This is a genomic window from Bradyrhizobium sp. MOS003, from assembly GCF_003020125.1.
Lineage (GTDB): Bacteria > Pseudomonadota > Alphaproteobacteria > Rhizobiales > Xanthobacteraceae > Bradyrhizobium.
Window position 1 is genome coordinate 1,254,476 of the sequence record NZ_PYFW01000001.1, and the last position, 20,443, is coordinate 1,274,918.

Here is a 20,443-nt window from a genome sequence, read left to right on the forward strand (position 1 = left end):
CTTGTTCTCCCGTTGGGGCCTCAAAGGCCGCTTGCTTACTTGATGCGCAGAACTTCAACGCCGGGCAGGGGCTTGCCTTCCATCCATTCGAGGAATGCGCCACCGGCGGTCGAGACATAGGTGAAGTCGCCAGCCACATGGGCCTGGTTGAGAGCCGCAACGGTGTCGCCGCCGCCTGCGATCGAGATCAGTTTTTTCGTCTTGGTGCGCTCGGCGGCGTGCCTGGCGGCCGCCATCGTGCCGCGGTCGAACGGCTGCATCTCGAAGGCGCCGAGCGGGCCGTTCCAGACCAGGGTCGCCGCATCGTCGATCGCGGCGTGGACGCGGGCGATCGATTGCGGGCCGACGTCGAGGATCATGCCGTCGGCCGGGATCGCATCGAGTCCATAGGCGTGCGACGGCGCGTTGGCGGCGAAGTGATAGGCGACGGTGGCGTCGACCGGCAGGATGATGGCGCAGTTGGCGGCTTCCGCCTTCTCCATGATCCGCAGCGCGGTCGGGGCGAGATCCTTCTCGGCCAGCGACTTGCCGATTCCGACGCCCTGGGCGTGCAGGAAGGTGTTGGCCATGCCGCCGCCGATCACCAGCGCATCGACCTTGGTCACGAGGTTTTCGAGCAGGTCGATCTTGGTCGAGACCTTGGCGCCGCCGATGATCGCGATGACCGGCTTGGTCGGCGAGCCCAGCGCCTTCTCCAGCGCGTCGAGCTCGGCCTGCATGGTGCGGCCGGCATAGGCCGGCAGCTTGTGACCGAGGCCTTCGGTCGTGGCGTGGGCGCGGTGCGCCGCCGAGAACGCGTCATTGACCCAGATGTCGCCGAGCTTTGCCAGCTCGGCGACGAAGGCCGGATCGTTCTTCTCTTCCTCTTTGTGGAAGCGGGTGTTTTCCAGGCACAGGATGTCGCCGTCCTTCAGCGCCGCCACGGCCTTCGCAGCGGCTTCGCCGATGCAGTCGTCGGCGAAGGCGACGGGCTTCTTCACCACTTTCGCCAGTGCCTCGGCGACAGGCTTGAGCGAGTCCTTGGCATCGCGGCCCTTCGGACGGCCGAAATGCGCGAGCAGGATGACCTTGCCGCCCTTGTCCGAGATTTCGGAGATGGTCGGCGCGACGCGCTCGAGCCGGGTCGTGTCGCTGACGCGGCCATTGTCCATGGGCACGTTGAGATCGACGCGCAGCAGCACGCGCTTGCCCTTCAATTCGACGTCGTCGAGGGTGCGGAATTTGTTGGTCATCTCTCTTGTCCCGGGCGCTGCGCAGCGCGGAGCGATGCGCTGCAGAACCGGGACCCACATCACAGCGAGTCCCGCAGTTGCATGGGTCCCGGCTCTGCAGCGCAGCGCTGCGCGCCGCACCGCGTCCGGGACACGAGACCTTCTCAGATCACCTTCGCGATCGCAGCGGCGGTGTCCGCCATGCGGTTCGAGAAGCCCCACTCGTTGTCGTACCAGGACATCACGCGCACCAGCGTGCCGTTCTGCACCTTGGTCTGGTCTTCGTGGAAGGTCGAGGAGTGCGGGTCGTGGTTGAAGTCGATCGAGACGTTCGGCGCACTGGTGTAGCCGAGGATGCCCTTGAGCTGCTGCTCGCTGGCGCGCTTCATCGCCGCGTTGATTTCCTTGACGTCGGTGGCGCGCTTGGCGACGATCTTGAGGTCGACCACCGAGACGTTCGGGGTCGGCACGCGGATCGCGACGCCGTCGAGCTTGCCCTTGAGCTCCGGCAGCACGAGGCCGATCGCCTTGGCGGCACCGGTCGAGGTCGGGATCATCGACATCGCCGCCGCGCGGCCGCGATAGAGATCCTTGTGCATGGTGTCGAGCGTCGGCTGGTCGCCGGTATAGGCGTGGATGGTGGTCATGAAGCCGGTCTCGATGCCGACCAGATCGTTCAGCACCTTGGCAACCGGCGCCAGGCAGTTGGTGGTGCAGGAGCCGTTGGAGATGACCAAGTGCTCCTTGGTCAGCGTCTCGTGGTTGACGCCGTAGACGATGGTGGCGTCGGCGCCGTCGGCGGGCGCAGAGACCAGCACGCGCTTCGCGCCGGCGGTCAGATGCGCGGAGGCCTTGTCCTTCGAGGTGAAGATGCCGGTGCATTCCATCGCGATGTCGACGCCGAGATCCTTCCAGGGCAGCTTCGAGGGATCGCGCTCGGCGGTCACCTTGATCTTGCCGCCGCCGAGATTGATCGTATCGCCGTCGACGGTGACGGTGCCGGGGAAGCGGCCATGGACGCTGTCGAAGCGGAGGAGATGGGCGTTGGTCTCGACCGGACCGAGGTCGTTGATGCCGACGACCTCGATGTCCTTGCGGCCGGACTCGGCGATAGCCCGCAGGATGTTGCGGCCAATGCGGCCAAAACCGTTAATTCCAACGCGGACTGCCATGTTTCGTCTCCTTCAATGACCGTTGTCATCCCGCACAACGCGCCATACGCGCCTGCGAGGGTTTTTTAGGGGCGGACGCCCGGTTCAGCCGGGCGGTGCTTGATCATATGAGAGATTACCTAGTCCTTTTTTCGGGCAAGCTCAACACTCAGGAAACGCGCTTCAGGACAGCGTTAACCGCGGCCTCGGCGGTAATACCGAAGTGCTGGAAAATCTTGTTGAGCGGGGCGCTGGCACCGAAAGAGTGCATGCCGACAAACTCGCCATCCTGGCCGATCACGGCGTCCCAGCCCCAGCGTATAGCGGCCTCGATCGCGACCTTGATCGGCGCATTGCCGATGATGGCGTCGCGTCGTTCTTTTGGTTGCGCTAACAACAGCTCGAGCGACGGTACGGAGACGACCCGGGTCGGAATGCCGCGCTCGGCAAGCTGCTTCTGGGCGGTGACCGCCATCTCGACCTCGGAACCCGAGGCGAACAGCGTCGCCTTGGCTTCGCCCTGGGATGCCACGAGTTCGTAGGCGCCGTGTTGGCAGGGATTGTCGTTCGTTGCGGTGGTCCGCAGCTGCGGCAGGTTCTGGCGCGTCAGCGCCAGCACGGTCGGGCCGTCGGTGCGGTTGAGCGCGAGCTCCCAGCACTCGGCGACCTCCATCGCATCGCAGGGACGAAACACGCGCATGTTCGGAATGGCGCGAAGCGCTGAAAGATGCTCGACCGGCTGATGGGTCGGGCCGTCTTCGCCGAGGCCGATGGAGTCGTGCGTCATCACGTAGACGACGCCGGTGCCCATCAGCGCCGCAAGGCGCATCGCGGGCCGCGCATAGTCGGTGAACACCAGGAAGGTCGCGCCGTTCGGGGCGAAACCGCCATGCAGGAAGATGCCGTTCATCGCCGCGCACATGCCGTGCTCGCGGATGCCGTAATGGATGAAGCGGCCCTTCGGTGTCTTGGCGGAGAAGGCGGTCGCCGACTTCGCCTTGTTGTTGTTGGAGCCGGTGAGGTCGGCCGAGCCGGCGAGGAATTCCATCGGCATCGCGCCGGCGATGACCTCGATCACGGCTTCGGAGGACTTGCGGGTGGCCGCATTCATCGGCTTTTCGAGCAGCTCCTTCTTGTAGGCCTTGAACGCCTTGGCGAGCGCGGCCGGACGCTCGTGGCGCAGGCGGCGCTCGAACTCGGCGCGCTTGCGGCTGCCAAGCTCACCGAGTCTTGCTTCCCATTCCTGGCGCGCGGAAGCGCCGCGGCTGCCGGCCGCACGCCAGGCCTTCAGCACGTCGTCGGGCACCGAGAACGGCTCGAGCGAAATCCCGAGATTTTCCTTGGCGGCCTTGAGCTCCTCGGCGCCGAGCGCCTCGCCGTGCACTTTCGCGGTGCCTTGCTTGTGAGGGGCGCCGAAGCCGATGGTGGTGCGGCAGGCGATCAGCGTCGGCTTGCTGGATTTCTGCGCGCGGGTGATCGCGGCGGCAATCGCCGCCTGGTCGTGGCCGTCGATCTTCTCGGCGGCCCAGCCGCACGCCTTGAAGCGCTTCACCTGGTCGACGGAGTCGCTGATCGAGGTCGGACCGTCGATCGAGATGCCGTTGTCGTCATAGAGCACGATCAGCTTGTTGAGCTTCCAGTGCCCGGCCATCGCGATCGCTTCCTGCGAGATGCCCTCCATCAGGTCGCCGTCCGAGGCCAGCACGTAGGTGTGATGGTCGACGATCTTCTTGCCGAACTCGGCGGCCAGCATCTTCTCGGCGAGCGCCATGCCGACCGCGGTCGAGATGCCCTGGCCCAGAGGACCGGTGGTGGTCTCGATGCCCTTGGTGTGGCCGTGTTCGGGATGGCCCGGGGTCAGCGACCCGATCTGACGAAAGTTCTTGAGCTGGTCGATCGTCATCTCGGGGCTGCCGAGGAGATGGAGCAGCGAATAGATCAGCATCGAGCCGTGGCCGGCCGAGAGCACGAAGCGGTCGCGGTCCGGCCATTCGGTCGCAGCGATGTCGAATTTCAGGAACTGCGTGAACAGCACCGTGGCAATGTCGGCGGCGCCCATCGGCAGGCCGGGATGGCCCGATTTTGCCTTCTCGACAGCGTCCATCGAAAGGCCGCGGATCGCGTTGGCCATGCGGTTGTGGTCGACCTGCGTCATGTCTGAAATCCGTCTGAAATGAGGCGCTTGGAGGCGACGAGCGCCCGCGCGGGAGGAGCCTGGCGGCCTGAAGGTCGGGGCTGGGATAGCACCTCGGTTCCGGGAGTCCAAGGCAGTCAAACGCGGATTTGGCCGTAAAAGTTGCCTCTGTGGATCGCCGTCGATGCGGGTGCACGAGCTGGAACTGACCACCGGCGCGGCATCGTTCCGATTGATCGGTGCATAGTTTTGCGGCGGCGTTGCGCTGGGCTAGCTTGCTTTGTAAATTTCTGCTTCTAACTGCTTGCCGAACCGAGTCTTTTGCCGGGCGGCGAGCCCCAGCAAAAGGCCACTGGGCAAAGGCCGCAAGGTTTCACCGCTGACTGCATGAACGATCGCGTCTCCAACAGTGCTGCCATGACGGAGTCTTCCGCGGTCGAGATCGAGATCGCGACCCGAAGATTGACGGCGGCGCTCGACTCGCTGGAAAGCGCGGTGGAACGACGACGCGATGCCGATCGCGACGAGAACGAACTCGCAGCGCGCATTCAGGCGCTGGGCGCGGATCGCTCGCGGCTTGCCGACGAGCTCGACGGCGCGCTGGTGAAGGCGCGCAAGCTCGAGCGCAGCAACCGCGAGATTTCCGACCGGCTGGATTCCGCGATCGTCACGATACGCTCGGTGCTCGATACCGGAGAGGACGGATGAGCCACATCAACGTCACCATCAACGGCCGGCAATACCGCATGGCCTGCGAAGAGGGCCAGGAAGTGCGGCTGCTCAAGCTCGCCGAGAGCCTGGAGACCCGCATCCAGTCGCTGCGCGGAAAATTCGGCGAGATCGGCGATGCGCGCCTCACCGTGATGGCGGCGCTGACTGTCTGCGACGAACTGGTCGATTCCGGCAACCGTCTCCGCACCATGGAGCAGGAGCTGACCGAGCTCAGGGACTTCCGCAACGCCGCCGTCGAGCGCGCCAGGATGACGCAGACCGCGGTGGTGAATGCCCTGAACGCGGCGGCCGAACGCATCGAGAAGTCGACGCAGGTCCTCAACCGGACCGTCGGCAACGGGATTGCGATCGGGTAGGGGCGCCGATGACGCGCTGAGTTGTCGTCCTCGGGGCGGCGGCAAGCTCAACCTCTCCCGCTTGCGGGAGAGGTTGCGCCGAAGGCGCGGGTGAGGGCTCTGTCCTCTGGGGGATTGTCCCGTTGCGGAGACACCCTCTCCCCAACCCTCCCCAGCAAGCGGGGGAGGGAGCGGACCTCCGTCCTGGCTCGCAGCCGCTTTATGACGCCGAAGCTCGGTACTTTCGCCGGGCTGGCGATTCGTCAGCATCGTTGTTACATTGCCTCTGCGAGGCTGCGACGCGCGTCAGGAGCCATAATATCCCCGGGGCCTTATCGATCCTTTAGGGAACTGTCCCTGGCCGGGCCCGTGGGCCCGGACATATGGTGCCCACCTACTTTCGTAGGGAACTCCGGGATCGAGTGCTTCAACGGCGTACGCGGCTTCGCACTTATTCTTTCTTGAATTGCGTTCTTCGAATTACGTCCACGACAACCGGCGGTCCAGTTCACTCTCAGTGTCATGTCCGTCCACTTTTGCGGGCGATGACGGCGGGGCGGAAGCGCGCATGCCCAACACCAAAGCCGAACTCCGTGCCAAAGCCCTCGCCGCGCGTGACGCGCTGAGCGAGAAGAAGCGCGCCACCGCCGCCGCAAAGCTCGCCAAGCGCGGGCTGCCGTTCGACCTGCTGCCCGGCAGCATCGTCTCCGGCTATTCGCCGATCCGCAGCGAGATCGATCCGATGCCGCTGCTGAAGAAGCTCGCGGAGCAGGGTGCCAAGCTGGCGCTGCCCTGCGTCACGGCGCGCGGCCAGTCGCTGATCTTCCGCATCTTCCACCCGAACGACCGCCTGATGATGGGCCCGCTCGGCATTCCCGAGCCGTCGCCGGCTGCGGCGGAAGTCATTCCGGACATCATGCTGACGCCGCTCGCGGCCTTCGATCGTCTCGGCCATCGCATCGGCTATGGTGCGGGGCATTACGATTTCACCTTCGCGCATCTGCGCAAGACCAAGAACATCCTGGGCATCGGGCTCGCTTTTGCGGCGCAGGAGATCAAGGCGGTTCCGGCACTAGCCCACGACGTCGCGCTGGATTATGTGCTAACGGAATCCGACGTGTTCGATTTCCGGAGTTCTGAAGTTGCGCATTCTCTTCGTGGGTGATGTCGTCGGCCGTAGCGGCCGCAACGCCATCGCCGAATATCTGCCCGGCCTGGTCAAGGACTGGTCGCTCGATTTCGTCGTCGTCAACGGCGAGAATTCCGCCGGCGGCTTCGGCATCACGGAAGCGATCTATCAGGAGTTTCTCGATGCCGGTGCCGACGCGGTGACGCTCGGCAACCATTCCTGGGACCAGCGCGAGGCGCTGGTGTTCATCGAGCGCGCCGAGCGCCTGGTGCGTCCCGCGAACTATCCGCGCGGCACGCCCGGCCGCGGTGCCGCCCTGGTCGAGACCAAGAACGGCAGGCATGCTCTCGTCGTCAATGCGCTCGGCCGCGTCTTCATGACCCCGTTCGACGATCCCTTCGCCGCGCTGGAGCGCGAACTCGGGGCCTGCCCGCTCGGCGTTGCCGCCGATGCCATCGTCGTCGACTTCCATTGCGAGGCGAGCAGCGAGAAGCAGGGCATCGGCTTCTTCTGCGACGGCCGCGCCAGCCTCGTCGTCGGCACCCACACCCATGTGCCCACCGCCGACCACCAGATCCTCTCAGGCGGCACCGCCTACATGACCGACGCCGGCATGACCGGCGATTACGATTCCATCATCGGCATGCAGAAGGAAGAACCGCTGCGCAGGTTCACCTCGGGGATTCCGTCAGGCAGGTTCGAGCCGGCCGCGGGCGCGGCGACGCTCAGCGGCGTCGCGGTGGAGACGGATGACGCGACGGGGCTTGCGCTGCGCATCGCGCCGGTGCGTGTGGGCGGACGACTGGAGCCGGCGACGCCGAAATTCTGGTTGAGCTGAAAGGCGAAGCCACTCACCCGGTGTCGTCCCCCGACGACCACATCAGCTTTGCCGTCATGAGCGGACATCGGCGGGCAACCGAGGGATGTCCGCTTCGGGCCAGAAGCCGACGCATCCCGCTACCAGATGCCGCGGCGAGGGCTCGGTGCCGACGCCTAGCCAGACGGGAGGGGCAAGAGGGCTGCCGCATCTGCTACTCAATCGGCGAGACAATCGCTGAACTGTCGAACACCAGATCGGTGTTCACGGGTGAGACGCCCGCGGTGCGGTCAATTACAGATCAGCGCCCCACCAGTTCCTCTGTTCTTGCTTGAGTCTCCCCCAGACTCCAAGCGGCAGCCTTGAGGCACAGGCTTGCAACCTGAACTGTTACAGAAGATTTGCCCGCTCGCTTGGGGTCGGGATGAAGTTGGTTCCCTTGCTGTCCTTTGTTCGTCTTTCTTGGCCTTATCGTCACGGGTTACTGCTGGCTTCTTGTCCTGAACTTTCTCGCATTCATTATCGTCGTTGACGCGATAGCCAACGCGGCAGGCAATCTTGACGCAGGTGTCGCCATCCGCTCTGGAGCCACGATCACAGACCAGCGGGCAGACGCGGCCCGGCTTGGCCTTGATCGCGTCCAGCGCATCAAAGCTCGCAAGCTTGTCATCAAATTTTGTGCCGGCATATTTGTTGAACAGCGCTAGCGAGCGCTGCGACGATGCTTTCCAATCGCCGTCTGCCGACGCCGTCAGACAGCCGACGCGGCGGAGTTCCGACTGCACCAATTTCGTCGTTTCCTGCGACGACATCGCCGGCACGGTCGAAGAGGGCGAAACCGCCGCTATCTTCTGCTCCGCATTGCCTGAGGCCTGTTTCTCGGCGGCCTGCTTCGCGGCGAGCTCGGCTGCAGCCTTGTCGCTCACGAGTTTCTCAGCCAGCGCTTTCTCGGCGGCTTGCTTGTCGGCGATGGCCTTCGCTGCTGCCGCCTCGGCGTCTTTCCGCCGTTGCTCGGCTGCGGCAGCCCTGGCTTCCTCGAGCTGCTTGGCTTTCTCGGCTGCTAGACGCTTCTCTTCGGCCGCCTTGGCTGCGGCCGCCGCCTTCTCCTGCTCAGCCTGGTTGGCGCGCTCGGCGGCGAGACGGGCCTTCTCCTCTTCCGCCTGCCGGGCCTTGTTTGCAGCGGCGGCGCGCTCTTCTTCAGCGCCAATCCTACTCAACTGCCCCTTGGCAAGGCTGGCGTAAAACCCATCGGGGTATTGCGCGAGGAAAGCATTCCAAACCTCACGCGAGCCGAGTTGTAGTGCCAGTTCGTAGTCCCGGCGGACAGAGTCCTGCGGGTTGGGCTGCGGACCAACCGCAACCGGCTTCGCAGCAACCAGCGGAACGTCGTCGCCCCCCAGCGAGCCGTAGACATAGGGTTCCTGCTTGTAGCCCGTACTCTTCAATACGTCGTCCCGGACGAAGCCGAATGCCTTGCGCAGATCGAGACCGGGCGTAGGGAGACGCTCAACGAGGGCCGCTGCGAATGGGCTGTTCTTCGAGTCACCGTCCGAGGCGGTAGACCCTGCTTTTGCGGCGTAGGCAACCATGGTGTTCGGGCTCGCGGGCTCGACTTTGGCCAAGCCGCGGCCGATCGCCCGCGAAGCAATTGTGCGCTTCATCGTCTTGGCGAAAGGATTGTCCCGGCAGGCATCAAGGATCACAAGCCTAAGTTGCTTGGCAGGCTCTACCGTCACCAGCACCCGATCGAGCTGAAATGCTTCGTCATAGACGTCGGTATCAGTTTCCAGAACCGCATCAGTCGGAATGAGATAATTGTTGCCGTCCAGTTCAATGCCGTGACCAGCGTAGTAGATGACGGCGACTTCGGCCTCGCGCGTACGACTGCCGAACTCACGTAGCGCCTTGCGCATCTCGACGACGCTCAAATCGAGCCTGACATCGACGGCGTCGAACCCAGCCTTTTTGAGCATGCCCCCCACGAGCGTGGCATCATTGGCCGGATTGCTCAGCCTGGGCACGCTCTTGTAAGCAGAATTCCCGATCACCAGCGCAACGCGCCGCTCGGCCTGGGCTGAGCCGCAGGCCAGCCACAGAAAAAAGACCAATGAAAACCAGCGAAGCGCGCCCATCAATAGCCCCGGATAATACGTGCGCAGGGTATGCAGAGGCTGCGGAAACGCAAGCTTCGGTTCAGTGACGCTGGTCACACTACGCCCCTGCGCTTGGCTGACAGCAACATTGGCTGCGATCCCAAGTCCGCTTCGGGTCATGGGCTGCCGTCATCTCTCCAAAAAGACCTTCCGCTTAACGCTCGGAAGCCGACCCTGAGATGCTAAGAGGTGAAGTCAGCCGCGGGCCACAAGCGAAATTCCACCGAACTGAGTGATACGGGGGTTTGGCCGACGTGCCATTGCACCTCTTGATGCGACGTAACGTCACGTACTTCAATTTTGAAATTTTGGCGCCTGCAACTTAGTCTGATTTCATTATCAGATGCCCGCCGTGATCAATTTCGTGCGGGCTAGACTCGCAAGCGGAACGACGCGTTAGCGTTTTGCTGTTGCTTGCGGTGGCGCACTGCGCGCTTACCCAGACGCGCGGTAGATGGTGCCGGACTTTCAGGTCAGCCGGTAATTGCGGCCCCCATTCCAAAATCCACATCGCGATGCCCATCGGAATCGATCCGCAGGGCCGGAGTATCGCCTCATGTCATCAGATACAGCACGCAAGATTGCATTGTTCATCGATGGCGCAAATCTCTTCGCGACCGCCAAGGCTCTCGGATTTGATATCGATTACAAGCGACTCCTGGAGGATTTTCAGGGCAGCGGGACGCTTGTTCGCGCGTATTATTACACCGCCGTCTTTGACAACCATGAGCAGTTCTCTTCAATCCGACCGTTGATCGATTGGTTGGACTACAATGGCTACACCGTCGTAACTAAGCCGGCCAAGGAGTTTATCGACCCTCACGGGCGTCGCAAAATCAAGGGCAGCTTAGACGTTGAACTTGCCGTCCAGGCCATGGAGCTTGCTGAGCATCTTGACCTAATGGTGCTATTTTCCGGCGATGGCGATTTCCGTCCGTTGGTCGAGGCGGTGCAGCGACGCGGGGTCCATGTCACAGTTGTCTCCACGATAGACATCCAACCACCAATGATTGCAGATGCGCTTCGTCGGCAGGCCGATGTCTTTATGGACATTGTCGAATTGCGACCCCGCATCGCCCGCATCTCCGCCGATCGCCCCGGCGCTACCGCGAGAGACGCTTGCCTTCCGACAGCGTCTTGCGTGGGCCTAAGCAAGATGAAAGCGAACACTAATCGCCGCTTACGTGTGTTCTATTTCCCCGACGGTGCATTAAGGTTGCTCAGCGACGCGCGCCCGGCGATCGAAAGAGTTGTTGTCAACTCAGAGACTATGATTGGTGGAGGCGGTCGACCAGCGAGATTTGCGCTGGATCAATGCGGGGGAAAAACTGGCAACAACAATGACGCGCCGGGTCCAAATTTCAGCACGGTATTTTTTAACCCGGAGGGCCGCGGACAATCTCCGCGGCCCTGGTTCGTCAAAGTCAGCATCCCGGACTAGGCGGTCTCGTACAATTGGCTTCGGCTCCGGAGTCCGCTACGGGTCAATCGCGTCGATCTGGACGCGATTTCGGCACGTCCGGTCTAGCCTCAACTGCTGACCCGCCGAGCGCGACCACGATCTTCGCCTCTGGGCCACTTGCAGACATCGCGCGAGCGGTGTGCATTTCGAGGCAACCGTATTTCGCTTTCGGACGACGTGCAGCAAGATCAAACGCCCACCCTCAAAGAGGATGGGCGCGTGGTGACTTACGACATGATGAAGTACTACTTCTTCTCGGCGCTGGCTTCCTTAGCTGGAGGCGGCTTCATGCCGACGGTCAACTGGCGGATTTTTAAAGCGCCGCCTTCACGTATGTCGATGGCGCCCCAGAACACTGTGACCTTGGTGGCGTCGCCGCTCTTGGGGTCCTTACCGAAGATGTCGGTCTCGCCGTAGGCAACGACCAGATCGTTGTTGATGACCGACATGTTGCCGACTCTGATCTCTATATGGTCGGTGCCGTTCTTGAAGTTGTTTTCATATACGGTCTTGAGATCGGAAAACACACCGCCCGGGTTGATCTGGACCCCGTCCTTCGTATAGAGCGCAGCGACACAGGTCGCGTCTTTCTTGGCGACGCAGTCGGTGTAGGCGACGGCTAATTTTTCGGCCTCCTGCTTGACCTCATCGGCCAGTGCCGGTGCAGAGATGAAGGCGGAAGAACACAATGCCAAGAGCAATGAACGTCGCTTCATAGCAACTTCCCCTCTGGTTGTGATGCACAATTGCATCGCGACGTCCTCCTGACGTAGGACGTCGCGTTGCATTTGTTCCGAGGGGCATTCTTTCGTTAGGCTTTAATACCAGCGGCTTGTGAGTATATGCCATTTTGCACGGCTTGGCGCGCGCCAACCTTGATCCTCGACAACGGGGGCGGGCATTCCCGATAATGCGGCGAATGCGGTCGGGAAAGACAGGCCAGTTGACGCATTTGACAGATGAAGTGTCTTGCTCGACGCGCCGCGATGGCCTACCTCGTTATCCAGATTGTTTACCAAAGCGGCCGGCAAAGGCCCAAGCAATTGCTGGATCGCTATCAAGCGGCCGGGGGGCACGCACATACCGATCCAGCTACTTGTGCGCGACCGCACCGCTCGATAGGCCCGCTAGTGAGAGGGAGTCTCGTAACTCGGCCTGCGGGACGCCTAACGTGTTGCACTATCACTGATCTTGTCGGGGACCCATTCCTCCGCGGTTGAGTCCCAATGATGAGTGTCGTCGAAGTGTTTCCAGAGTGGCCGCGATGGCTTGCTTTCACCCTTCTGTCGGTTTGCATTCAGTGCGCGGAGTTGGACGACGAGCACCCCAGCCATCATCACCCATTCGCGAGCGCTATATCGGGAGTTCCATTTGACTGCGGCGAGCATTGGATGCCTCCTTTGAAGTAAGAAGCCTCTGCCACCATTAGCGTGGGCCGAGAATGCAGGGATATAAACTAGCTCACAGTTTGCCAACATCTTCGACATTGCCGCCGGGCGATCTCACTGCGCGGCGACCGTAACCTACGTTCGTTCGGTACTCGGGCGTCATTTTGCCGCGCCAAACGCCCGCGTCTCTCTCAGAGAGTGGATTTTAATCGATCGTAGGTGCGCTCTCCATAAGAGGTCAGCGCATGTTGCTTCCAAGGACCGCTTCGGGTCATTTGCAGACGTACCCGGTCGGGCCAGACAACGTCTGCTCATCCGTTGGAAACGGGCAGTCCCAAATGATGAGTGCACTCCTTGGTGCGCAATTGCGAACGAGGGCCGGGACCGATAACCCCAAGGGCTCAGTTGTTTCGCGAAGCTGCTCGCTCCGTATGTTCGTCAAACTCGTGCTGCGGAGTATGGGGCCGGATTGGCGCTTCGTTCGTCCGGGACGACAGTGAAACTTCGCGCGCAACCACGCATCCATCTCAGGTGACGGCGCCGCGCGCCGCGATCGGCCAAAGCGCTTCCACGCGGGCGTCCGGCGTATTGAAGCCGCGCACGCCGACATACCAGTCGTAGAGATTGACGGTCGGGTCGCAATGACCGGGGATCAGCGTCACCCTGTCGCCGGTCGCCAGCCGCGACGAAGCGCTGTCGAAGTCGAGCACGCCGTGCTCGTCGGAGGGCATATGATAGCGCAGGTCGGGCCGGCCCAGCACGGCCGGAAATCCACTGTCGTTCGACAGGGCCTTGTGGCCGGCATCGATGACCGCGCGTTCGCCGGAGGCGGTGCTCATCACGGTCGAGATCACGAACAGCGCATGCTCGAACGGAATGGCGTTGCGCGTCCCGTCGGCGACGTTCTTGGCGTAGTCGGCGTCCATGAAAATATAGGAGCCGGCCTGCAATTCGTTCCAGATGCCGCTCGCGCCTTCGAGCTCGAAGGTCCCGGTTCCCGCGCCTCCAATCGTCCGGCATTGAAAGCCCGCATCCTTGAGGACGCGCAGCGTCTCCGTGGTCGCGTTCGCGGCGCTGGTGATGGCCGCGCGCCGCTCCTCCGGCGTGCGCAAATGCTGGGCGGAGCCGTGATAGGCTTGCAAACCGCCGAACGACAGGAAGCGTGACCCCGCTACCTGCCGCGCCAGGCCAACCGCCGCCGGGCCCGGCCTGACGCCGCAGCGACCGGCGCCGACGTCGACTTCGACCAGGACCTCGATGTGCGACCCGGCCCGCTCCGCGGCGAGCGCCAGTTGCTCGACCGCCACGGAATCGTCGACGCAAACGCTGATGCGTGCGTGGCGCGCGAGCGCCGCGAGCCGTTCCAGCTTCCGCAGGCCCACCACCTCGTTGCTGACGAGCACGTCGCTCACCCCGCCCGCCACCAGAACCTCGGCCTCGGCGACCTTCTGGCAGCACATGCCGACCGCGCCGCGCGCGATCTGCTTGGCTGCGATGATCGGCGACTTGTGGGTCTTCGCATGCGGACGCAACCGGACGCCGAGCTTGCCGACCGCTGCCGCCATCGTGTCGAGATTGCGCTCGAAGGCGTCGAGGTCGATGATCAGCGCCGGCGTATCGATCTCGGACAACGGCGCGCCGATTTGGGCGGGTGGAAGGGACATCGAAAGCCAGTCGATTGGATTCGGGTCCGCGCCCCGAATGTGCGGCAGCCTTTCTATGGCAACAACGGTCGCCGCACCAGTGGCGACACCTACTCCGCCGTCTGCTCCCTCAACTCCGCCACATCCTTCGCCGTCAGCTTCGAGCCCTTCGCTCCAAACCGCGCCGTCACGTAGTTCGCCACCGCCGCGATCTCGTCGTCCGTATACGCATTGCCGAACGCTGGCATCGACAGCGCGCCATCCGGCGTGTGCCGCTTGGTGCCTGACAACACGATCTGCGCGACGTTGGTGGCGGCGGGATCGTTGACCGCCCAGGTGCCGGTCAGCGTCGCCATCGGCGACACCGGGCTCTCGCCGCTCCAGCCGTGGCAAGAGGCGCAGGCGCCCGCGAACAGCATCTTGCCGCGCGCGTCCGCCGTGATGCCGTCCTTGTGCGAGGCGGGCGCGACCGGCGCCGTGGTCGCCGGCAGGTCGGGCGAGGGCTGCGGCGGCACGCTGCGCAAATACGCAACGATGCTGCGGATATCTTCGGGGGCGAACTGGCTAAAACTGTGATCGACGGCTTCACCCATTGGACCCGACGCCGACCCATGGCCCGGCGCGTGGCCGAGCGACAGATACGAGATCAGGTCCTTGTCGCTCCAGTTGCCGAGACCTGTCGCCTTGTCGGAGGAGATGTTGAAGGCGCGCCAGCCCGCCGTGATCGCACCGGCGAATTTCCTGCGGTTGTCCAGCGCGAAGCCGAGATTGCGCGGGGTGTGGCATTCGCCGCAATGCGCCAGCGCTTCGACAAGATACGCGCCTCTGTTCCACTCCGGGCTCTTCGAGGTGTCGGGCGCAAAGCGCGTGTCCGGATTGAACACGGCCGACCAGACCATCATCGCCCAGCGCTGGTTGAACGGGAACGACAGCGTATTCTCCGGCGCCTTGGCGCGCACCGGCGGCAGGCTGAACAGATACGCCTTCACCGCCAGTACGTCCTCGTCGGTCATGAAGGTGTAGGACGTGTACGGCATCGCCGGATAGAGCCGGGCGCCGTCACGGCGCTTGCCGTGCTGGACCGCGTTCAGAAAATCCTGGTCGCTGTAATTGCCGATGCCGGTGTCCTTGTCCGGCGTGATGTTGGTCGAATAGAGCGTGCCGAACGGCAGCTTGAAGCCGAGCCCGCCGGAATACTCTTTCTCGCCAGGCTTGGTGTGGCAGACCATGCAGTCGGCGGCCTTTGCAATGTATTCGCCGCGTTCGACCAGGCTGGCCTTCTCGAGCTTGGCCGGCACACCGCTCGGCTTGCCCGCACGGTAATCCGCCAACGTCACTTTGGTGCCGCCGGCAAAGTCGAGCGGGCCGGGCCCGCGGACGATCCAGAGGCCGAGCGCCACTGCGACGATGGCGATCACGCCCAGGCTTGTGAGGATACGCATCTTGCCGCTCATGCCTTCTTCCCCGCAGCCAGCAGTTTCCGATCGATCGGCAGGCGCCGCAGCGTCACGCCGGTCGCGGCGAGAATTGCGTTGCGCAGCGCAGGCGGCCCGGCATTGACACCGGCTTCTCCGATGCCGCCGGGCGCCTCGCCACTTTTCACGACGATCACCTCGATCTTCGGCGTCTCGTTGATGCGCATCATGCGGTAGTCGTGGAAGTTGGATTGCTGCACGCGGCCCTTTTCGATGGTGATCTCGCCATAGAGCGCGGCGGTCAGGCCGAAGATCAGCCCGCCCTCGATCTGCGCCTTCACCGTGTCGGGGTTGACCGCGATGCCGGTGTCGACCACGGAGGTGATGCGACGGAGCGTGATCTCGCCAATGTCGTCGATCTCGGCCTCGACCACGGTGGCGAGGAAGCTCGCAAATGACGGCTGCACGCAAACGCCGCGGCCGACGCGCGGCGGCAATGGCTGGCCCCAGCCGGACTTTTCGGCGACCAGGTTGAGCACCGCGAGCGCGCGCGGATTCTTTGTCAGCATCGACCTTCGGAACTCGACCGGATCCTTGCCGGCCTTGCGGGCGAGTTCGTCCATTGCGCATTCGACCGCGAACACGTTGTTGTTGGGGCCGACGCCGCGCCAGAAGCCGGTCGGCACCGCCGGCGGTTCGGCACGGACATATTCGACGTGGAAGTTGTCGAAATCGTAGGGGGCATCGACGGCGGCATCGATCGCGTCGATGTCGATGCCCTTCTGGAAGGCCGGCGGCAGCCAGCGCGCCAGCACTGCGGAGCCGGCGACCTTGTACTTCCATCCCGAGACCTTGCCGTCGACCAGCGACGCCGCGATCTGGTCGCGATAGACCGGACGGTAGACGTCGTGCTGGATGTCCTCCTCGCGGGTCCATATCACCTTGACGGGATAGTCGACCTGCCTGGCGACCTTCACCGCCGCGACCACCATGTCCGGTTCGAGCTTGCGGCCGAAGCCGCCGCCGAGCAGATGCTGGTTGACGATCACCTTGTCGACGGGGACACCCGCGGCCTTCGCCGCCTCGGATTGCACGCGCGTCATGATCTGCGTGCCGGTCCAGATTTCGCAAGAGTCCTTCGTGACCCGCACGGTAGCGTTGATCGGCTCCATCGACGCATGCGCCAGGAACGGCAGCTCGTAAGCCGCCTCGAACTTGTCGCCGCTCGCAAGCGCCTTGGCGATGTCGCCGGTCGATTTCGCGACCACGCCGTCCTTCGCACTTGCATCGCGCAGGTTCTGCCAGATGTCCCTGGTGCTGATCGCGGCGTTCGCTCCCTCGTTCCACTCGATCTTGAGCGCCTCGAGACCTTTCTTTGCCGCCCACATGTGGTCGCCGATCACAGCGACGGCGTCATCGAGCACGACGACCTTGCGCACACCGGCGACCTTCACCGCGGCGCTGTCGTCGACCTTTCCGACCTTGCCGCCGAACACCGGGCAGTTGGCGATCACGGCGATCTTCATGTCGGGCAGGATCGCGTCGATGCCGTAGACGGCCTTGCCGTTGACCTTGTCCGGCGTATCCAGCCGCTTCAGCGACTGGCCGATGAGAACGAAGTCCTTGGGATCCTTGACCGGAACGTCCTTCGGCGGGGTCTGGCCTTGTGCGGCGAGTGCCACCGCGCCGTAGCCGAGCTTGCGGCCGCTCGCGGCGTGAATGACCTCGCCCTTCGAGGCCGTACAGCCGGCGGGATCGACCCCCCATTGCGCCGCCGCGGCCTGCACCAGCATCGCCCGCGCACTCGCCCCCGCTGCGCGCAGCGGTTTCCACCACGCACGGATCGAGGTCGAGCCCCCGGTTGCCTGCAGGCCGAAGGCCGGATTGGCGTAGAGCTTGTCATCGGGCGGCGCGTGCAGCACCTCAACCTTTGCCCAGTCGGCATCGAGCTCTTCGGCCAGGATCATCGAGATCGAGGTATAGGTGCCCTGGCCCATCTCGACCTGCGGCATCATCAGCACGGTGCGGCCGGTCTCGTCGATGCGGATGAAGGCGTTCGGAGCGAACTTGCCGTCGGTCGCATCCGCCGGCTGCGAGGGCTCGTTGACCGCCGCGCGTAGCGGCAGATGGAAGGCGAGCAAGAGACCGGTAGCGAGACCGCCGGTCAGCAGCGAACGGCGGGAGACGCTGTTGTGTGCATTCATGGCAATTCTCACGACTGACGGCCGTTGGCGGCCTGCTTGACCGCCTCGCGGATGCGCACATAGGTGCCGCAGCGGCAGATGTTGCCAGCCATCGCGGCGTCGATGTCGGAATCATCAGGGTTGGGCGTTGCCGCCAGGAGAGCCGCGGCCGACATGATCTGGCCGGACTGGCAATAGCCGCACTGAATCACTTCGAGATCGAGCCAGGCCTTCTGCACCTTCGCGCCGGCAGGCGTGCTGCCGACGTGCTCGATCGTGGTGATGGCGCGGTTTTCGACCGCGCTGACAGGCAGCACGCAGGAGCGTACCGCCTTGCCGTCGACATGCACCGTGCAGGCCCCGCATTGCGCGATGCCGCAGCCGAATTTGGTGCCGGTCATTCCGAGGATGTCACGCAGCACCCACAGCAGCGGCATTTCAGGTGGCGCGTCGAACGATTTCGTTTCGCCGTTGATGGTGAGAACAGTTGCCATGTGCATCCCCTTGCTCGCTCGATCGCTTGCGGCGATCTAGTCAGCGAATTCGCGCGCGACAATAATCATACCGATACGACACGATGAAGCGTCGCAATCTCCGGCAATGCATATTTGCGCTGCCGGCGCGTCAGCCCATGATGATCACGAATTCGTGCGGCGTTCGCTGCACGCGTTTTGGGGGGGATTGATATGATAATCGTCATGTTTTGACGCATTTTCGTCGTGCGCGTCGTTGGCCGCCGGAGATTGTCGTGCGGATGCGCAAAATCATGCGATGACGAAAGTCGTGCGATTGGGAAAGCCGGATGACGGAGAGTCCCGCAAGGGCGAGCCTTGCCTTCGGCCCATCCTTCGAGACGCCGCCCTCAGCGGGCCTTCAGGATGAGGACGGAGTACGCAGCAGCAGTTTCATCGGACACCGATGCAGTGAAGCCCCATCCTGTGAGGGGAGCGCGAAACGGTCGTCTCGAAGGACGAGGTGCTTGCTCCGGCCCTGCCAAGCTCAGATGTTGAACTTCGGAAAAATGGCGTTGTGTCCCTGTTTTGCCCGACGAGTCAAAACGAGCCGGAGCCTGTCGGCGTAAATCATTGATTTCGCACGCCCTGGCTACTGTGCATGGGGTTGTTTTCCGATTTTTTGATTCAGGACGGGCCGCGCGCGCCCGTCAGCCCTGCCGAAATCCCATCCGGAAGGCGCCCCAGTGCTTGCCGCGGATCATGATCGGCGAGGACAGGTCCTTCATCAGCACGAATTGGCCGCCTCCCATATCGCGGCGGTAGGTCTGGAGCAGGAACGGCTTCGTGCTGCCTGCGACCTTCTTCACCGTGCGGTCGTTGAACAGGCGGCGGTTGCGGCAATTGGCGTTATTCCACACGGGATCCTTGCCCTGCGGCAGGCGGTAGTTGGGGTTATGGGTCGGCAAATATCCGCTCCGCGCCCAGGCGACGCAATAGACGATGCGCGGATCGGATTTCTGGAGCGGATCCTGGATCGCGGGCAGCACGCGGTCGGTGAAGTCGACGTAGTTGGTGAGATATTGCTTGGGATCGGAGCCGGGAATTTCGCGGTAGGTCTCGTCCATGAGCTGGGCGAGCGTGATGTCGCCGCGATCGATCGCGGCTTCGAACTCGGCCGAGATCCGCTTGGCGGTATCGACCACGATGCGGATCAGCGGTGTGTCCGACGTTTCGACGCCGCTGTCGGCGATCAGTGCGATCAGGCCCTCGGATGTGTCGAGCAGCTTGGCCACCCGCTCGTCGGCGTTCTTGAGATCGCGCGAGGAGAGATCGACGCCCTTTCCGAGTTCGTTCAGCTCGCTGATCACGGTGTCGCAATGTCCGAGATTGGAGGTCGCCGCGCGCGTGACGCTGCCGATCTGCGCCTCCACCGAGGCGAACCCTTGCTGGACCCGCGAGATGATGCCGGAGATCTGCTGGGCGCCTTCGCCGGCGGTCTTCGCGCGCTGCGAGGCGTCGCTGCTTTCGCCGATCAGGCCTTCGATCTGGCCGTCGAGATCGCGCACGGTGTCGGAGATCTGGTGCGTGGCCTGGCGGGTGGCTTCCGCGAGGTTCTTCACTTCGCTTGCGACCACTGCGAAGCCGCGGCCGGCATTGCCGGCGCGGGCGGCTTCGATGGTTGCGTTCAGCGCAAGCAGATTGGTCTGCTTCGCGATCGCCTCGATCGAGCCGGAGACTTTCGCGACCTGGGCGAGCGCCGAGCCGACGGCGCTGAGGCGCGCTTCGATGCGCTCCACCGCGGCGACCAGCTCGGAGATGTGGCTGACCGCGGCGTCGACGGCGCCGCGCGACTGCGCGATCTCGCCGACCGCCGCGGACGTGGTGGTTTGCACGGCCTGCGATGCATTGGCGATATCGTGGTTGGCCGAGACCATCGTCTCGGCGGTCTCCTGGAGATGGTGGAACCGTTCCGACTGGTTGGCGACGCGGTTGGCAACTTCCTGGACGTTGCCGGCGATGTCGGCGAGTTCCACGCCGAGGCCACCGATGCGATCGGCAAGCTGGTCAATCAGCCGCTCGGCCAGCGTGCGGTTGGAGCCGGTGTCCATGACGGCAAGTTGTGCGACGGACATGTTCGATGAGTCCTCCAGACAGAGCCGTAAACCCGGCTCACGGCGGCATTCCCATTCCAATCCCGCTTAAAAGGATGATTCGCGGCCGGCGTCTTGCCTGAGC

At 63.5% G+C, this 20,443-nt stretch carries 14 protein-coding genes, 1 other RNA gene and 1 pseudogene; 6 read left to right on the top strand and 10 right to left on the bottom strand.

Annotated elements, in window-relative coordinates; translation table 11 throughout:
- Nucleotides 1–35: 35 nt before the first annotated feature.
- The 3 genes from C7G42_RS06015 to tkt form a co-directional block, all read right to left on the bottom strand.
- A complete protein-coding gene (locus tag C7G42_RS06015) occupies nucleotides 36–1,232 on the bottom strand; it encodes a phosphoglycerate kinase (protein WP_106948087.1) in 1,197 nt (398 codons plus the stop codon).
- Nucleotides 1,233–1,375: 143 nt separating this feature from the next.
- On the bottom strand, nucleotides 1,376–2,383 hold the full coding sequence (gap, locus tag C7G42_RS06020) for a type I glyceraldehyde-3-phosphate dehydrogenase (protein WP_106948088.1): 1,008 nt from the start codon (nucleotides 2,381–2,383) through the stop codon (nucleotides 1,376–1,378).
- Between the two features lie 148 nt (nucleotides 2,384–2,531).
- Complete coding sequence (tkt, locus tag C7G42_RS06025) at nucleotides 2,532–4,517, bottom strand: transketolase (RefSeq protein WP_106948089.1); 1,986 nt, start codon at nucleotides 4,515–4,517, stop codon at nucleotides 2,532–2,534.
- A 366-nt stretch (nucleotides 4,518–4,883) separates the two neighbouring features.
- Here tkt and C7G42_RS06030 point away from each other — a divergent pair, with 366 nt between their 5' ends.
- The 5 genes from C7G42_RS06030 to C7G42_RS06050 all read left to right on the top strand — a co-directional run bounded on the left by C7G42_RS06030 (nucleotide 4,884) and on the right by C7G42_RS06050 (nucleotide 7,530).
- On the top strand, nucleotides 4,884–5,204 hold the full coding sequence (locus tag C7G42_RS06030) for a DUF4164 domain-containing protein (protein WP_199580671.1): 321 nt from the start codon (nucleotides 4,884–4,886) through the stop codon (nucleotides 5,202–5,204).
- Nucleotides 5,201–5,584 carry a cell division protein ZapA gene (locus C7G42_RS06035; protein ID WP_106948090.1) on the top strand — a complete coding sequence of 128 codons (384 nt, stop codon included), beginning with the start codon at nucleotides 5,201–5,203 and terminating at the stop codon, nucleotides 5,582–5,584. The genes C7G42_RS06030 and C7G42_RS06035 overlap by 4 nt, the downstream gene beginning before the upstream one ends.
- Nucleotides 5,585–5,851: 267 nt before the next feature.
- Nucleotides 5,852–6,013, top strand: a non-coding RNA gene (gene ssrS / locus C7G42_RS06040) — 6S RNA.
- A 118-nt stretch (nucleotides 6,014–6,131) separates the two neighbouring features.
- A complete protein-coding gene (locus tag C7G42_RS06045; protein ID WP_106948091.1) occupies nucleotides 6,132–6,728 on the top strand; it encodes a 5-formyltetrahydrofolate cyclo-ligase in 597 nt (198 codons plus the stop codon).
- Complete coding sequence (locus C7G42_RS06050) at nucleotides 6,706–7,530, top strand: TIGR00282 family metallophosphoesterase (RefSeq protein ID WP_199580672.1); 825 nt, start codon at nucleotides 6,706–6,708, stop codon at nucleotides 7,528–7,530. Before C7G42_RS06045 ends, C7G42_RS06050 begins: the two co-directional genes overlap by 23 nt.
- Before the next feature lie 269 nt (nucleotides 7,531–7,799).
- Here the strand turns inward: C7G42_RS06050 and C7G42_RS06055 are convergent, their stop codons facing one another.
- Nucleotides 7,800–9,641, bottom strand: a complete 1,842-nt coding sequence (locus tag C7G42_RS06055) for a caspase family protein (RefSeq protein WP_106948873.1) — start codon at nucleotides 9,639–9,641, stop codon at nucleotides 7,800–7,802.
- Between the two features lie 577 nt (nucleotides 9,642–10,218).
- Between C7G42_RS06055 and C7G42_RS35670 the strand changes: the two are divergent.
- Nucleotides 10,219–10,761 (top strand): annotated as a pseudogene (locus tag C7G42_RS35670) (LabA-like NYN domain-containing protein); the annotation flags it as partial.
- A gap of 608 nt (nucleotides 10,762–11,369) precedes the next feature.
- On the opposite strand, the gene C7G42_RS06065 reads toward C7G42_RS35670, so the two are convergent.
- The 6 genes from C7G42_RS06065 to C7G42_RS06090 all read right to left on the bottom strand — a co-directional run bounded on the left by C7G42_RS06065 (nucleotide 11,370) and on the right by C7G42_RS06090 (nucleotide 20,340).
- Nucleotides 11,370–11,840, bottom strand: a complete 471-nt coding sequence (locus tag C7G42_RS06065) for a Cif family virulence factor (RefSeq protein WP_106948094.1) — start codon at nucleotides 11,838–11,840, stop codon at nucleotides 11,370–11,372.
- 1,199 nt (nucleotides 11,841–13,039) lie between these two features.
- Nucleotides 13,040–14,176 (bottom strand): DSD1 family PLP-dependent enzyme, encoded by a 1,137-nt coding sequence (locus C7G42_RS06070; protein WP_106948095.1) that lies wholly within the window; start codon nucleotides 14,174–14,176, stop codon nucleotides 13,040–13,042.
- 89 nt (nucleotides 14,177–14,265) lie between these two features.
- Nucleotides 14,266–15,609, bottom strand: a complete 1,344-nt coding sequence (locus C7G42_RS06075) for a c-type cytochrome (RefSeq protein WP_106948096.1) — start codon at nucleotides 15,607–15,609, stop codon at nucleotides 14,266–14,268.
- On the bottom strand, nucleotides 15,606–17,774 hold the full coding sequence (locus C7G42_RS06080; RefSeq protein ID WP_199580673.1) for a xanthine dehydrogenase family protein molybdopterin-binding subunit: 2,169 nt from the start codon (nucleotides 17,772–17,774) through the stop codon (nucleotides 15,606–15,608). The genes C7G42_RS06075 and C7G42_RS06080 overlap by 4 nt, the downstream gene beginning before the upstream one ends.
- An 8-nt stretch (nucleotides 17,775–17,782) precedes the next feature.
- The gene (locus C7G42_RS06085) at nucleotides 17,783–18,247 is read right to left on the bottom strand and encodes a (2Fe-2S)-binding protein (protein WP_028142020.1); all 465 of its coding nucleotides are present in this window, start codon (nucleotides 18,245–18,247) and stop codon (nucleotides 17,783–17,785) included.
- A gap of 668 nt (nucleotides 18,248–18,915) precedes the next feature.
- Complete coding sequence (locus C7G42_RS06090) at nucleotides 18,916–20,340, bottom strand: methyl-accepting chemotaxis protein (protein WP_106948098.1); 1,425 nt, start codon at nucleotides 20,338–20,340, stop codon at nucleotides 18,916–18,918.
- Between the last annotated feature and the right edge of the window lie 103 nt (nucleotides 20,341–20,443).

Bases quoted from the DNA above. Each gene is read 5' to 3' on its own strand.
- C7G42_RS06015 (WP_106948087.1), bottom strand. From the start codon at position 1,232: ATGACCAACAAATTCCGCACCCTCGACGACGTCGAATTGAAGGGCAAG.
- gap (WP_106948088.1), bottom strand. From the start codon at position 2,383: ATGGCAGTCCGCGTTGGAATTAACGGTTTTGGCCGCATTGGCCGCAAC.
- tkt (WP_106948089.1), bottom strand. From the start codon at position 4,517: ATGACGCAGGTCGACCACAACCGCATGGCCAACGCGATCCGCGGCCTT.
- C7G42_RS06030 (WP_199580671.1), top strand. From the start codon at position 4,884: ATGAACGATCGCGTCTCCAACAGTGCTGCCATGACGGAGTCTTCCGCG.
- C7G42_RS06035 (WP_106948090.1), top strand. From the start codon at position 5,201: ATGAGCCACATCAACGTCACCATCAACGGCCGGCAATACCGCATGGCC.
- C7G42_RS06045 (WP_106948091.1), top strand. From the start codon at position 6,132: ATGCCCAACACCAAAGCCGAACTCCGTGCCAAAGCCCTCGCCGCGCGT.
- C7G42_RS06055 (WP_106948873.1), bottom strand. From the start codon at position 9,641: ATGGGCGCGCTTCGCTGGTTTTCATTGGTCTTTTTTCTGTGGCTGGCC.
- C7G42_RS06065 (WP_106948094.1), bottom strand. From the start codon at position 11,840: ATGAAGCGACGTTCATTGCTCTTGGCATTGTGTTCTTCCGCCTTCATC.
- C7G42_RS06070 (WP_106948095.1), bottom strand. From the start codon at position 14,176: ATGTCCCTTCCACCCGCCCAAATCGGCGCGCCGTTGTCCGAGATCGAT.
- C7G42_RS06075 (WP_106948096.1), bottom strand. From the start codon at position 15,609: ATGAGCGGCAAGATGCGTATCCTCACAAGCCTGGGCGTGATCGCCATC.
- C7G42_RS06080 (WP_199580673.1), bottom strand. From the start codon at position 17,774: ATGAATGCACACAACAGCGTCTCCCGCCGTTCGCTGCTGACCGGCGGT.
- C7G42_RS06085 (WP_028142020.1), bottom strand. From the start codon at position 18,247: ATGGCAACTGTTCTCACCATCAACGGCGAAACGAAATCGTTCGACGCG.
- C7G42_RS06090 (WP_106948098.1), bottom strand. From the start codon at position 20,340: ATGTCCGTCGCACAACTTGCCGTCATGGACACCGGCTCCAACCGCACG.